We start from the raw sequence: 13,218 nt of genomic DNA on the forward strand, positions 1-13,218 counted from the left end.
GTATTGTGATCTCGCTGCAAGACACGCTGGCTGACAAGGTCGGCTCCTGGGTGAACGTCATCATTGGCGTGATTTTTGTGCTGTGCGTGCTGGCCTTCCGTAAGGGTGTGGTCGGCGAGTTGCAGGCCTGGCTGGAGCGCCGCCGCAGTGTCACGGCAGCGCCCAAGGCCTGAAAAGGCGCCTGCCAACAAGTGCCTGGGCGACTTTTTGCGGCCAGTGGCGTGCGAGCGCTGGCCCAGGTGGCATGGTTGACAATCGAGCCATGAGACACACGCTATCACTGCGACATTTTCTGCTGGCGCTGGCCGTCGTGGCGGTCTGGGGCACCAATTTTGTTGTCATCAAACTCGCACTGGGCCAGATGCCGCCCCTGTTGTTTGCCACCTTGCGCTTCGCCGTGGTGGTGGTGCCAACCGTGTTCTTTTTGCCGCGGCCAAAGGTGCCGTGGCGCAACCTCGCCGCTTACGGCCTGCTGATCGGCGTGGGGCAGTTTGGCCTGCTGTTTATCGCCATGAACGGTCACATTTCGCCCGGCCTGGCTTCGCTGGTGATCCAGGTTCAGGTGTTCTTCACCATCGGGCTGGCGATGCGACTGGCCGCCGAACAGCTGCAGCGCATGCAGTGGCTGGCGTTGGCTTTGGCCAGCGCTGGTATTGGCATCATCGTGCTGCATACCGATGGCAGTACCACGCTGCTGGGGCTGGCGCTGATTTTGCTGGCCGCGCTGGCATGGGCGGGGGGCAACATCGTGGCGCGCGAGGCTGGGCGCGTCAATATGGTGGCGTATGTGGTGTGGTCGAGTCTGTTTGCCGTGCCACCGCTGGCGGCGCTCTCATGGTGGTTTGAAGGTTGGGACGCGGTGGCTGCGGGTCTGCGCGGCGCCGATGCGGTGGTTTGGGCGGCGGTGGCGTGGCAGGCCTGGGGCAACTCGCTGTTTGGCTACGCCGCCTGGGGCTGGCTGCTGGCACGCTACCCGGCCGCCACCATCACGCCGATGGCGCTGCTGGTGCCCTTGTTCGGCATGGGCGCCGCCGCGCTCTGGCTGGGTGAAGGTTTGCCGGCATGGAAACTCAGCGCCGCTGCGCTGGTCATGGGTGGCCTGGCCCTGAATCTGCTGTGGCCCAAGTGGCGCCAGTGGCTGCGCCATCGCCCCACTGCGAACTGAGATGTGACTCTGAACTCATTGAAACACAGCACCAAGTATTGAAGTATGGAACAAGCCCACCTTGATTCGATCGATTTGCAGTTGCTGGCGCAGCTGCAGATTGACGCCTCGCTGACCAATCAGGACTTGGCCGCGCGGGTGCACGTTTCGCCACCGACCTGTTTGCGCCGTGTGAAACGGCTGCGTGACGCAGGGCTGATCGAGCGGGTGATCGCGGTGCTCAGCGTGGATAAATTGGCAGTTGTGGCGGGTTATGGGTTGTGCGCGCTGGCAGAGATCACACTGGACCACCAGGACAACCAGGCGCTCGAAGCATTCGAGCAACGCGTTGCCCTGGAGGATGCCGTGCAGCAGTGTTACCGCGTGTCACCGGGGCCGGATTTCTGTCTGGTAGTGCAGGTAGCGCAGATGCCTGACTATCTGGCGCTGGCGCAGCGCCTGTTCACGGCGGATGCCAATGTGCGCAACGTCAAAACGTTTTTCAGCGTCAAGCGCAGTAAATTTGGCGCGCGGGTGGCGCTGCCATTGTGACGAACTGTGATGGGGCTGTGACCTAATTCGCGGTTGGCGCCAGCGGCAATGTGAAACTGACGCTGCAGCCCGCGTCAGGTACCGCGTTGGCCCAAACCACGCCACCGTGGCGTTCCCCGATTTTGCGGGTGAGCGCCAGGCCCATGCCAAGGCCCTCAAACTCACGGGCCCCGTGGAGGCGCCCAAACGCATGAAACAATTTGTCCTTGTATTGCGGGTTGAAACCCGCACCGTTGTCGGCGATGGTCAAGGCGCACAGGCCGCTGGCATGGGTTTGCCAGGTGATCTGGATTTCAGCCACCGCTCGATTCGCCGTGAACTTGACTGCGTTGGACAGCAGGTGCATCAATACCTGCCGAATCAGCACCGCGTCACCTTGCAGGGCGGGTATGTCTTGCGCTACCCGCCAGTGAACCACTCGACCTTGCAGCGAGGGGGCCATGGCTATCAGCACATCACGCAGCAGCTGCCCGACGTCCAGCCGTGTCAGCTGCAAATCCAGTCGCGTCAGTCGCGACAACTCAGTCAAACCTTCGATTTGGCGTGTCATCTGCTTGGCCGCCTGCTGCACCGTGGCCAAGTGCGCAGCGATGTCGGGGGTGAGACGCTCGCCCAGGTCTTCCTGGATGATTTGCGCATAGGCGCTGACATGGCGCAGCGAGGCGCGCAGGTCGTGTGACACCGCGTAGGTGAAGTCATCAAGCTCAGCACGTGCCTGGCGCAACTCGCGCTGCAGGCGCTGGATGTCGCTGGCTTGCGTCCCCGCCGCCGCCGCCGTGCTCATTTGCTCGGCCGCTTCCAGTTGGCGATGCTGACCTGTTTCGCCCGCGCCACGGTGAGTGCCCCGGGCGGCGTGTCTTTGGTCACGGTGGAGCCACCGCCCACGGTGCCGCCCGCGCCGATCGTGAGCGGGGCAATCAGCACGCAGTTGCTGCCAATGTGCACATCGGCTTCAAGGACGGTGCGGTGTTTGAAGGCGCCGTCGTAATTGGCGGTGATGCTGCCGGCACCATAGTTGACGCGCTCGCCGACCGTGGCGTCGCCCAGATAAGCCAGATGATTGGCCTTGGCGCCGCGCGCCAGCGTTGAATTCTTGACTTCGACAAAGTTGCCAACATGCACGGCATCGCCCAGTTTGGCACCGGGTCTGAGCCTGGCAAATGGTCCAATCAAGGCCCCGGCGCCGATTTCCACCGCGTCCTTGCTGCCGGGTGGGCCGCCTTCAATGTGGGTGAACGGATGAATCACGGCCCCGGCGGCTATGTCTGCATTCCTGATCACACAATTTGCGCCAATTTTCACGCCTTCGCCCAATTTCACCATGCCTTCAAAGACACAGTTGACATCAATCGACACGTCTTGCCCGCAGTGCAATTGGCCACGCACGTCGAGCCGCGCCGGGTCAGTCAAGCGCACGCCTTGCTCCATCAGTTGCAGCGCCATTTTGCTTTGAAAAGCCCGCTCCAGCGCCGCGAGTTGCACCGGGCTGTTGACGCCCGCGACCTGGGTCGCGTCGGTAATTTTGTGCGCCACCACCGGCACACCATCGGCCACGGCGAATTTCACGATGTCAGTCAGGTAATACTCGCCTTGGGCGTTCTGCTTGTCCAGCCGCGCCAGCCACGCTTTGAGCTGCCGGGCGGGCAGCGCCATGATGCCGCTGTAGACCTCGGTAATCTCACGCTGCACAGGCGTCGCGTCCTTCTGCTCGACGATGGCTTGCACCACATCACCCCGGCGCACGATGCGGCCGTAACCCGTGGGGTCGGCAAAATCGATGGTCAGGAGCGCCAGCTTGTCAGTGCCAGCGGCGGCGATCAGGTGCCGCAAGGTAGCCGCCTGTATCAAGGGCACGTCGCCCGAAAGCACCACCACCATACCGTCGTCGCGTAGCAGCGGCACCGCTTGCTGCACCGCATGGCCGGTGCCAAGTTGCGGCTCCTGGCGGACAAAATTTATATCAAATCCAGCTCTAGCCCCCGTGCTACCTGAGACAGCCGCTTCTACTTCCATAGCGCCATGACCGGTGATGACCACTACCTGACGGGCTGACAGTTGCCCCGCCGTGTCCACCACATGCTGCAACAAAGCGCGCCCGGCCAAAAGGTGCAACACTTTGGGCAGTCTGCTTTTCATGCGCGTGCCTTTGCCGGCGGCCATGATGACCACGTCCACGGCAGCCGCCACTGGTTTGATTTCTGAAATATCACTCATGCCTGTTTCCATTCTTTTTCCCACCCGACCGAATCAATCTTTTGACATTATCGGCGGGCTGCCGGCGGTGCTTGCGCGGGGACTGCGGGCTCTGCTCTGGGCATTGCTGCCGGCCCTGTTGTTATCGGGGTGCAGCGCGGTCAGACTGGGCTACAACAGCGCGCCCGAGTTGAGCTATTGGTGGCTCGACAGTTTCCTGGACTTCAACGACCCACAGTCAGTCCAGGTGCGTGCCGATCTGGCAGCGCTACAGGCCTGGCATCGCCAAAGCGAGCTGCCACGTTATGTCAATCTATTGGAGAAATTGCAGCGGCTGGCACCTGTTACGGTCACGCCCGGCCAGCTGTGCGAGGTCTACGGCGAACTCAAACCCCGGCTGCAGGCGCTCCTTGATCAGGCCGAACCGAGCATCGCCGCGCTGGCGCCGACATTGACGCCAGAGCAGCTCGTTCACCTGCAGCGCCAACTGGACAAACGCAGCGAAAAATGGCGCGCCCAATGGTTGACGGTTTCTCTTGACGAGCGCAACGCGCGGCGCGTCAAGCAACTGGTAGATCGGGCCGAAATGCTCTATGGCAGCCTGGAGGAGCCGCAACTGGCCCTGCTGCGCGAGCGCGTTGCGGCGCTGCCGTTTGACGCCGACTTGCGCGAGCGCGAGAGCCAGCGCCGCCACCAGGACGTGCTGCAAACCTTGCGCCAAGTCCAGAGCGGCACGCCCAGCGACAAGGCGGTCCGGGCAGCGCTGCACGCCTGGCTGGCGCGCGCCGTCAATTCGCCCGATCCTGTCTATCGAAATCAGCAGGAAATGGCGACGCAGGCGACCTGCCAGACCCTGGCCGCCCTGCATAACAGCACGACACCGGCACAGCGGCTCGCAGCCATCAAAACGCTGCAAAGCTACGCGGCCGACGCCCGAGCCTTGCTGACGGCCGGGCGTTGAGGCCTGGCCATATCCGCATAAGATCAGCCCATGGCCATCAGCGTTTTTGATCTCTTCAAGATTGGTATCGGACCGAGCAGCTCGCACACGGTGGGGCCGATGCGCGCGGCACGCCTGTTTGCCCAGACGCTGGAGCGCGAGCACTGGCTCGACGCCACCCAGGGCGTGACCTGCGAGCTGTATGGCTCATTGGGTGCCACCGGCAAAGGCCACGGCTCCGATGTGGCGGTCATGCTTGGCTTGATGGGCCACGCGCCCGACACGGTGGATGTGACAGCGGTATCCGGCCTGATCCAGACCGTGCGTGCCCAACAGACGCTGGCGCTGTTGGGTGTCAAGCCCATTGTGTTCAAGGAAAAAGAGCACTTGCTGATGTACCGCCGCGAGGCCCTGGCCGAGCATCCCAACGGCATGAAGTTCAGTGCGGTGGACGCGCAGGGCCATTTGCTCCGGCAAGCCAAGTACCTCAGCGTCGGCGGCGGTTTTGTGGTCACCGCAGGCAGCCCCAATGAGGCCGTGCTGAGCGAGTACCAGAAGGTGCCTTACCCCTTCACCTCGGGCGCTGAACTGCTGGCGACTTGCCAGCAGCAGCGCTTGAGCATTGGCGAGTTGATGTGGGCCAACGAGCGCACCTGGCGCAGCGATGATGAAATCCGTGCCGGTCTGCTCAACATCTGGCGCGTCATGCGCGAATGCGTGCAACGCGGCCTGAGCGCGCAGGGCACACTGCCCGGTCCGTTCAAGGTGCAACGCCGCGCCCCGGTGCTGGTGGCCCAGTTGCGCGAGCGTGCCGAGCAAGCGCTGGCCGATCCGTTGTCGGTGCTGGACTGGGTCAATGTCTATGCCTTTGCCGTGAATGAAGAGAACGCCGCGGGCGGGCGCGTGGTAACGGCGCCGACCAACGGCGCGGCCGGGGTCATTCCGGCGGTGCTGCACTACTGCGACCGCTTTGTGCTGAGCCAGCACGGACGGTCAACGCAGACCCATGCGGCCGGGCACAACAGCGTCGACGACGCCGTGATCAATTTCCTGATGAGTGCGGCGGCCATTGGCATGCTGTACAAGCTCAATGCCTCCATCAGCGGCGCCGAAGTGGGCTGTCAGGGCGAGGTTGGCGTGGCCTGCTCGATGGCCGCCGCCGGCTTGACCGCGGTGATGGGCGGCAGCCCCGAGCAGATTGAAAACGCCGCCGAGATCGGCATGGAGCACAACCTGGGCCTGACCTGCGACCCCATCGGCGGCCTGGTGCAGGTGCCCTGCATTGAACGCAACGCCATGGGCGCGGTCAAGGCTGTGAACGCGGCGCGCATGGCGCTGGCTGGCAACGGCCAGCATGTGGTGTCGCTCGACAAGGTGATCAAGACCATGCGCGAGACCGGCGCCGACATGAAAACCAAATACAAGGAAACCTCGCGCGGCGGATTGGCGGTCAATATTGTGGAATGTTAGGGCTGTCCGATGCGCAGCGACCCTGAATTCGGCCCGTCGTGCTGCGGCTTGCCGAGCGAGGCTGGCACGTGCGTGGCGCGCCAATGCCAAGCTGCTGGCAGGCTCCGGGCCGGGGTCAAGGCTGGTTAGCCTCGAATTTTGACAAAACACGACCTCGCCCGGTCACCAGATATTCGCCGTAGCCGGCCAGCCCCAGCACCAGTTGTCCCAGGGCAAGGCCCGCCATCAGCACCGCCTGCCCCAAATCGCGCAGCGGACGCATCACGGCCGCCTGCCAGCGCGATCCGCGCAGGGTGACCGACTCGGCAAGCGGGGTCCACTCAAAGTAGACCGGCGACGCGTTCGCCGCGCCGTAGGGCTCAAAAACCAGGTGCTGCCCGGCGCGAACCGCCAATTGCTGTCCGGCCCGCAAAAAGTGGTCCCCCAACTCATGGCCGGGTACGCGCGGTGAGCCGTCAACGGTGGCCCATATCTGTCCCTGTTCGATGCGCAGTACACCCGCCTGGCGCGGCCGCAGGCTGATGGCTCGCCCCGGCATCAGCTTCCAGCACACAAAAACGGCGGCGTCTTGGGCGTGTTGCAATTGCGTTAAATGTTGCGTGACCATGACAGACTCCAGTAGTGCAATTTGGCATTGAATGATCGTCACAAAAAGCTTGTTCGTCCAATGAATTCAAGCTAAGCTATTCATTCCATTTACGCATCAATAGACGGGCCCGTCGCGGCCCTCACACCACATGCAACATTCTGAAAACCATCTGCGCACGCGCCCCATTTCGGTCGGTCAATTGCGCGCCTTCGAGGCCGTGGCGCGCCATCTCAACTTTCGCGCCGCGGCTGATGACTTGTCGCTGACCCAAAGCGCCGTCAGCCGCCAGATTCAGGCGCTGGAAGATGAAGTGGGGGTCGGTCTTTTTTTACGCCACACGCGCGCCGTCGAGCTCACCAGCGCGGGCGCCCAGTTACTGCGCGCCGTGCTGCCATCGCTGGAACGCATGGACAGCGCGGTGCGGCTTATCCGGCGCAGCGCCGGACGCAAAAGCGTGGCCATCAGCACCTGGGCCTCGTTTGCCTCCATGTGGCTGATTCCGCGGCTGGAGGCCTTCCAGAGCGAGCATCCTGACATCGACATTCGCATTGACGCCACGGATGTGTCGGTCGACCTGGACACCACCGACATCGACCTGGCGCTGCGCTACACCCTGCCTTCCAGCGTGCCGTCCAACGCCGTGCGCCTGTTCGGCGAGCAACTGACCCCCGTGGCCAGCCCCTGGCTGCTCAAGAGTGGACCCCCTCTGAAGCGAGGTGAAGACCTGGCGCATTTCGCCTTGATCGAAGCCAGCGACGCGCACCGCACACTACATCTGGAGTGGCTCACCTGGCGCCGCTGGCTCGATGAGCACGATTTCAAGAAGCTGGAACCGAAGCGCTGGCTCTATTTCAACTATGCCCACCAGATTGTGCAGGCGGCGTTGACGGGCCAAGGCGTGGCACTGGCCCGTACGCCACAGGTGGCGGACAGCCTGGCCTCAGGCGACCTGGTTGAGGTTTTACCGGGCATGCGCCTGGACTCGCCCCTGGCTTACTGGCTCATCGTCAGCCCGCGCAGCGTAGCGCGCCCCGAGACCCGTGCCTTTTGCGACTGGCTGATGGCTCAGGCCGCGCTCACACGCCAGGCGACAGGCGAGGCGCTGTCATAGGCCTCTTTCCTAGACCGGCCACACCACGCCGTTGTCGTTCAGGATGGCATCGAGCGGTATGTCATGCGGCTCGGGCTCGAAGTCAGGCAAAAAACCTTGCGCAAACCCGAGCCCGACGGTAAACGGTTGGGGTGTCAGCGCGGCCAGCATGCGGTCATAAAAACCGCCGCCATAACCGAGCCGGTAGCCGCCCGCTGCATAACCCACGCACGCCACAAACAGCAGGGTGGGCACAATGACCTCGGTGTCCTTCGGTTTCAGGATGCCGTAAGCGTCTTCTTCCATCGGACAGCCGGGATACCAGGCATGGAAAGCCATGGTCTTGTGAACTTTGTCCACCACCGGCAGTCCAATCATGCGAGGTTGAGGCTGATCGATCAGTTCACCGTCTTCTTTCCACCGATGCAGCGCCGGCAAGGGGTCGAATTCACCCTTGATCGGCCAGTAGGCACCAATGACAGCATCCGGGCGGCCGACCAGCCAGATGCGCATCACGCGCTGCAACAGGTTGGCGCGTTGTTGTCGATCCGGGAGATTCAGACGTTGTTCAACCAGGCGTTTGCGCAGGGCTTTTTTGGCCTGCGCTTTCTTTTCATCAGTTGTATCCATAATCTCCACATGCAGTTCTCTACCATTTTGACATCGATTGCGCTGCTGGGCGTCTTGACCCTGTCGGCAAATCCAGCGGCGCAGGCGCAGTCCAGGGCGGCGGGCACCACGGCCGCCGACCAGACTATTCTGGAGATGAACCAGGCCTTCAAGAAGGGCAATACCAAACGTCTGAGCGAGCTGTTGCCCCAGATGCGTGACCACACCCTGGAACCCTGGGCCGCTTATTGGGAATTGCGTGCCCGCCTGGACACCGCAAGCCCGGCTGAAATCCAGTTCTTTTTGAACCGCTTTGCCGGTACCTACCAGGAGGACCGCTTGCGCAACGACTGGCTGCTGCTGCTCGGGCAGCGGCAGGAATGGGGCACTTTCATGGCCGAGTACCCCAATTTCCGCATGAACGATGACCGTTCGGTCCAGTGCTACGCCTTGCTGACCGACTTCAAGTCAAGCGAACGCGATGTGGTGCAACAAGTGGAGGCTCTGTGGCTGGCCCAGCGCGATGCCGATGACGGCTGTGCGGCCGCCGCAGACCAGCAGCTCAAAGCCAGAAAGCTCCAGCCCCAGACAGTCTGGTTGCGCGCGCGCCAGGGGTTCGAAAACGACAACCTGCGCATCGCCACCCAGGCGGTGGGCCTGCTCAATGCCGAATGGGCCAACACGGTCAGCGCCATCTACACCCGGCCCGAACACTACCTTGAAGGCAAGCTGCTGGCGCTGCGGCTGCGCACCAAAGAGCTGGTCACGCTGGCCATGATTCGCCTCGCTGTCAAAGACCCTGCCGCTGCTGCCATCGAGATTGACAAACTGCGCTGGAAAACCCAACTCAGTCAGGAGGAGCGCAGTTGGGTCTGGGGCGTGATCGGTAAACGTGCCGCCATGCGCCTGTCGGATGACGCCTTGGCCTATTTCATGAAAGGGCAAGACAAGTTCATGCAGGCCGATCAACTGGCCTGGAAGGTGCGCGCGGCGCTGCGGGCGGGCAACTGGGCGCAGGTGGTGGCCGCCACGTCGGCCATGAGCGAGAGCCAGCGCCAGGACGCCGCCTGGGTCTACTGGCGCGCGCGCGCCCTGCTGAAGCTGGCCAAAACGCCGGCCGATCATGTCGAGCCGCAGCGTTTGTTGCAGAGCATTGCCGGCGTGCGCGGCTTTTACGAGCAATTGGCACTGGAAGAACTTGGCCAGCGCGTGACCGTGCCCGCAGCGCCCGCCGCGTTGACAGCCGAAGAAAAGGACGCGGCCCGGCTCGACCCCGGCCTCAATCGCAGTCTGTATGCCATTCAAATCGGCTTGCGCAACGAGGGCGTGCGTGAATGGAACTACAGCGTCAATATGCACCAACGCGGCGGCATGAGCGACCGCGAACTGCTGGCCGCTGCCGACCTGGCCTGCCAGCATGAGGTGTGGGACCGCTGCAGCAACACCAGCGAGCGTACTAAAAATGTGATCGATTTCACGCAGCGCTTTCCCATGCCCCATAAGGACGCGGTACTGCAACGCAGCTCGGAAATCGGGTTGGACCCGGCCTACGTGTATGGCTTGATCCGGCAGGAAAGCCGCTTCATCATGGACGCCCGTTCGGGTGTCGGTGCCGCCGGGCTGATGCAGGTGATGCCAGCGACGGCGCGCTGGACCGCCAAAAAAATCGGACTGGTCAACTTCAAGCCGCAACAACTCAGTGAGCGTGACACCAACATTGCGATTGGCACCGGCTATCTCAAGCTGGTGCTGGACAACTTTGACGGCTCCATGCCCATGGCCGCCGCCGCCTACAACGCCGGGCCCGGGCGCCCGCGCAACTGGCGCGGTCAAGCCGGGGCGCCGACGCTGGAAGCCGCCATCTGGGCCGAGAACGTGCCGTTCACCGAGACCCGTGACTATGTGAAAAAAGTCTTGTCCAACACCACCAGCTACGCCGCGCTCATTTCCGGTCAACCGCAGTCGCTGAAAAGCCGCCTCGGGCTGGTCGGGCCACGCGGTGCCGGGGCGGCACCGGTCGATTCCGACTTGCCTTGAGGCTCGGTGGGTTGCCGGTTGTAGGCGCTGCGGCGACGGTTTTCTTCTGGAATTTTTCCCCCACTCACTCCCCCAACCCCTCTCTCGCCCCGCCGGGCGAAAGAGGGGAGCTCCATTTGGCCGCGTTTTTTAAGGTGGGAAAACGGGTTCTTGACTGCGCGCTGGCCTCGAAGCGACGGCAACCTGTGGACAAACCGATCCGATCAGTTGACCGCCCGACGCCAAATTGCGAGACCGGCAGCAACTGGGACCGACAGCGGACAACCAACACGCCAGTAGCTCGGGTGATCGGTCTGTTGCTGGCGGTACAGTCACTTTGAGGCCAGCACGCCTTGGATCACCAGTTTTCCAGACGTAAAAAACGCGGCCAAATGTGGCTGTTGGCTCCCTCTTCCGCCCGGCGGGGCGGGAGAGGGCGGGGGGAGTGAGTGGGGAAAAAATAACTTGAAAATCCAACACAGCCGTACCCGGTCAGTATCAGAAAAACGGAAGAATTCAAACAAAATCGACCTCTAGCCCTCGCCCAGTATGGGTAACATGCTATTAAAAAAGGCTAGAAAAACCATAAACGAGCCGCACTGCTAGCATTCACGTTTTGGAGAATTTCATGCTCAAACTCGTCATCGGCAACAAAAACTACTCCAGCTGGTCCATGCGCCCCTGGGTGCTGCTCAAACAAGCGGAGATCCCATTTGAAGAAATCATGGTTCGCTTTGACGCGTTCACGCCAGATTCCAGCTTCAAGAAAACCGTCAATGCCCTGACACCGACCGGCAAGGTGCCGGTATTGCTCGATGGTGATCTGGTGGTGTGGGACACGCTGGCGATTGCCGAATATGTGGCCGAGCAGTTTGCGGACAAACACTTGTGGCCACGCGACAAGGCCGCGCGTGCCCGCGCTCGCAGCGTCTGCGCCGAGATGCACGCTGGCTTCACCGGCCTGCGCGGCCACTGCCCGATGAACATCGAAGCGAGGCTGCCTGAGGTTGGGGCCCTGATCTGGCGCGACCAGCCCGCGGTGCGCTTGGATGTGGCGCGGCTGGTCGCGATGTGGGACGAGTTGCTCAAGGCCCACGGCGGGCCGATGCTGTTTGGCGACTTTTCGGTGGCGGATGCCTACTTTGCCCCGATCTGCACCCGCCTGACAAGCTACGCGCTGCCGCTACCGCCCGCGATTGCCGACTACGTCGCGCGGGTGCAGGCGCTGCCCGGTGTGAAAGCCTGGATCGACGGAGCGCTGGCAGAACAGGACTTTCTTGATTTTGAAGAGCCTTACCGCCTGAAGCGCTGACATGCAAATCTACTTGGTCGGTGGTGCTGTGCGCGATGCCCTGATGGGCTTGCCGGTGACGGACCGCGACTGGGTGGTGGTCGGCGCCACGCCGGATGAGCTGATCGCGCAGGGCTTTGTGCCGGTGGGCAAGGACTTTCCGGTGTTTTTGCATCCGCAAACCCACGAGGAATATGCGCTGGCCCGCCTTGAGCGCAAAACTGCGCCCGGTTACCGCGGTTTTGCCGTTCACGCCGCGCCCGATGTGACGCTGGAAGAAGATCTGGCGCGGCGCGATCTGACTATTAATTCAATAGCTATTGACGCAGATTACATAAGGGCTAGAGGCTTATTTGACATTAAGAGCTCGGCAACGGCGCCGGCTGCCCTGGTGGATCCTTTTAATGGCCAGCAGGACATCGCCGACAAAATATTTCGCCACGTCAGCGCCGCTTTTTGTGAAGACCCGGTGCGCATCCTGCGACTGGCCCGTCTGGCCGCGCGCTTTCCCGACTTCAGCGTGGCCCCCGAGACCCTGCAACTCATGCTTGAGATGGTGCACAGCGGCGAGGTCGATCATCTGGTGGCCGAGCGCGTCTGGCAGGAGCTCTCCCGTGGGCTGATGGAGGCCACGCCCTCACGCATGTTCGAGGTGCTGCGCGACTGTGGGGCGCTGGCCAGAATCCTGCCGGACGTCGATCGACTCTGGGGCGTGCCGCAGCGTGCCGATTACCACCCCGAAATCGACACCGGCGCACACCTGGCGCTGGTGCTCGACATGGCGGCCCGCCTGGGCGCTGACCTGCCGGTGCGGCTGGCCTGTCTGACGCACGACTTGGGCAAGGGCACTACACCGCTTGACGTTTTGCCGCGCCACCTCGGGCATGAGCAGCGCAGTGCGCAACTCCTCAAGGGCCTGGCTGAGCGCTTGCGCCTGCCCACCGATTGCCGGGAGCTCGCCGACGTGATGGCGCGCGAGCACGGCAATATTCACCGCAGTGGCAATTTCGATGCAGCCGCACTGGTACGCCTGCTGGAGCGCTGCGATGCCTTTCGCAAGCCGCAGCGCTTTGGGCAAATCTTGCTGGCCTGCGAGTGTGACGCGCGCGGGCGGCTGGGGCTGGCCGAGTCGCCCTATCCGCAGCGGCCCCGGCTGCTGTCGGCCTTGTCGGCCGCGCAGAGTGTTGTTACAGAAAAGATAGCGTCGGACGCAATGGCGACGGGGGCTAGCGGCCAAAAAATAGGTGAACTGATTCATCTGGCGCGGGTTCAGGCGGTCCAGGCCCGGCTGCAGTGCCCGCTGCCCGCCACCCCGGCGCATTGA

General features: G+C 62.8%; 12 protein-coding genes and 1 pseudogene. 9 read left to right on the forward strand and 4 right to left on the reverse strand.

Annotated elements, in window-relative coordinates; translation table 11 throughout:
* The 3 genes and pseudogenes from WA157_RS12430 to WA157_RS12440 all read left to right on the forward strand — a co-directional run.
* A pseudogene (locus tag WA157_RS12430) lies at nt 1-173 on the forward strand (branched-chain amino acid ABC transporter permease); the annotation flags it as partial.
* Nucleotides 174-262: 89 nt separating this feature from the next.
* Entirely contained in the window at nt 263-1,165 is a 903-nt protein-coding gene (locus WA157_RS12435; protein WP_422621254.1) for an EamA family transporter, read from the forward strand.
* Nucleotides 1,166-1,210: 45 nt separating this feature from the next.
* On the forward strand, nt 1,211-1,696 hold the full coding sequence (locus WA157_RS12440) for an Lrp/AsnC family transcriptional regulator (protein ID WP_422621255.1): 486 nt from the start codon (nt 1,211-1,213) through the stop codon (nt 1,694-1,696).
* A 22-nt stretch (nt 1,697-1,718) separates the two neighbouring features.
* Here the strand turns inward: WA157_RS12440 and WA157_RS12445 are convergent, their stop codons facing one another.
* Nucleotides 1,719-2,480, reverse strand: coding sequence for a sensor histidine kinase (locus WA157_RS12445; protein ID WP_422621256.1), 762 nt, complete (start codon nt 2,478-2,480; stop codon nt 1,719-1,721).
* Nucleotides 2,477-3,910 (reverse strand): bifunctional UDP-N-acetylglucosamine diphosphorylase/glucosamine-1-phosphate N-acetyltransferase GlmU, encoded by a 1,434-nt coding sequence (gene glmU / locus WA157_RS12450; RefSeq protein WP_422621257.1) that lies wholly within the window; start codon nt 3,908-3,910, stop codon nt 2,477-2,479. Before glmU ends, WA157_RS12445 begins: the two co-directional genes overlap by 4 nt.
* On the opposite strand from glmU, the gene WA157_RS12455 reads away from it, so the two are divergent.
* Nucleotides 3,909-4,850 (forward strand): DUF6279 family lipoprotein, encoded by a 942-nt coding sequence (locus tag WA157_RS12455; protein ID WP_422621258.1) that lies wholly within the window; start codon nt 3,909-3,911, stop codon nt 4,848-4,850. The two genes, glmU and WA157_RS12455, sit on opposite strands and share 2 nt — an antisense overlap.
* A 30-nt stretch (nt 4,851-4,880) precedes the next feature.
* Nucleotides 4,881-6,299: an L-serine ammonia-lyase gene (locus WA157_RS12460; protein ID WP_422621259.1), complete on the forward strand. Its 1,419-nt coding sequence runs from the start codon at nt 4,881-4,883 to the stop codon at nt 6,297-6,299.
* A gap of 115 nt (nt 6,300-6,414) precedes the next feature.
* Here WA157_RS12460 and WA157_RS12465 read toward each other — a convergent pair whose 3' ends face one another.
* A complete protein-coding gene (locus tag WA157_RS12465) occupies nt 6,415-6,906 on the reverse strand; it encodes a DUF2917 domain-containing protein (RefSeq protein WP_422621260.1) in 492 nt (163 codons plus the stop codon).
* 130 nt (nt 6,907-7,036) lie between these two features.
* Between WA157_RS12465 and WA157_RS12470 the strand changes: the two genes are divergently transcribed.
* Nucleotides 7,037-7,999, forward strand: coding sequence for a LysR substrate-binding domain-containing protein (locus tag WA157_RS12470; protein ID WP_422621261.1), 963 nt, complete (start codon nt 7,037-7,039; stop codon nt 7,997-7,999).
* A 9-nt stretch (nt 8,000-8,008) separates the two neighbouring features.
* Here WA157_RS12470 and WA157_RS12475 read toward each other — a convergent pair whose 3' ends face one another.
* A complete protein-coding gene (locus tag WA157_RS12475; RefSeq protein WP_422621262.1) occupies nt 8,009-8,608 on the reverse strand; it encodes a 5-formyltetrahydrofolate cyclo-ligase in 600 nt (199 codons plus the stop codon).
* A 9-nt stretch (nt 8,609-8,617) separates the two neighbouring features.
* On the opposite strand from WA157_RS12475, the gene WA157_RS12480 reads away from it, so the two are divergent.
* The 3 genes from WA157_RS12480 to WA157_RS12490 all read left to right on the forward strand — a co-directional run bounded on the left by WA157_RS12480 (nt 8,618) and on the right by WA157_RS12490 (nt 13,218).
* The gene (locus WA157_RS12480) at nt 8,618-10,624 is read left to right on the forward strand and encodes a transglycosylase SLT domain-containing protein (protein WP_422621263.1); all 2,007 of its coding nucleotides are present in this window, start codon (nt 8,618-8,620) and stop codon (nt 10,622-10,624) included.
* A gap of 607 nt (nt 10,625-11,231) precedes the next feature.
* Nucleotides 11,232-11,915: a glutathione S-transferase family protein gene (locus WA157_RS12485; protein ID WP_422621264.1), complete on the forward strand. Its 684-nt coding sequence runs from the start codon at nt 11,232-11,234 to the stop codon at nt 11,913-11,915.
* A gap of 1 nt (nt 11,916) precedes the next feature.
* Nucleotides 11,917-13,218 (forward strand): multifunctional CCA addition/repair protein, encoded by a 1,302-nt coding sequence (locus WA157_RS12490; RefSeq protein WP_422621265.1) that lies wholly within the window; start codon nt 11,917-11,919, stop codon nt 13,216-13,218.

The sequence above is a fragment of the Rhodoferax ferrireducens genome, assembly GCF_049302455.1.
Taxonomy (GTDB): Bacteria; Pseudomonadota; Gammaproteobacteria; order Burkholderiales; family Burkholderiaceae_C; genus Rhodoferax; species Rhodoferax ferrireducens_B.

Bases quoted from the DNA above. Each gene is read 5' to 3' on its own strand.
- WA157_RS12485 (WP_422621264.1), top strand. From the start codon at position 11,232: ATGCTCAAACTCGTCATCGGCAACAAAAACTACTCCAGCTGGTCCATG.
- WA157_RS12465 (WP_422621260.1), bottom strand. From the start codon at position 6,906: ATGGTCACGCAACATTTAACGCAATTGCAACACGCCCAAGACGCCGCC.
- WA157_RS12475 (WP_422621262.1), bottom strand. From the start codon at position 8,608: ATGGATACAACTGATGAAAAGAAAGCGCAGGCCAAAAAAGCCCTGCGC.
- WA157_RS12480 (WP_422621263.1), top strand. From the start codon at position 8,618: ATGCAGTTCTCTACCATTTTGACATCGATTGCGCTGCTGGGCGTCTTG.
- WA157_RS12470 (WP_422621261.1), top strand. From the start codon at position 7,037: ATGCAACATTCTGAAAACCATCTGCGCACGCGCCCCATTTCGGTCGGT.
- glmU (WP_422621257.1), bottom strand. From the start codon at position 3,910: ATGAGTGATATTTCAGAAATCAAACCAGTGGCGGCTGCCGTGGACGTG.
- WA157_RS12440 (WP_422621255.1), top strand. From the start codon at position 1,211: ATGGAACAAGCCCACCTTGATTCGATCGATTTGCAGTTGCTGGCGCAG.
- WA157_RS12445 (WP_422621256.1), bottom strand. From the start codon at position 2,480: ATGAGCACGGCGGCGGCGGCGGGGACGCAAGCCAGCGACATCCAGCGC.
- WA157_RS12455 (WP_422621258.1), top strand. From the start codon at position 3,909: ATGCCTGTTTCCATTCTTTTTCCCACCCGACCGAATCAATCTTTTGAC.
- WA157_RS12490 (WP_422621265.1), top strand. From the start codon at position 11,917: ATGCAAATCTACTTGGTCGGTGGTGCTGTGCGCGATGCCCTGATGGGC.
- WA157_RS12460 (WP_422621259.1), top strand. From the start codon at position 4,881: ATGGCCATCAGCGTTTTTGATCTCTTCAAGATTGGTATCGGACCGAGC.
- WA157_RS12435 (WP_422621254.1), top strand. From the start codon at position 263: ATGAGACACACGCTATCACTGCGACATTTTCTGCTGGCGCTGGCCGTC.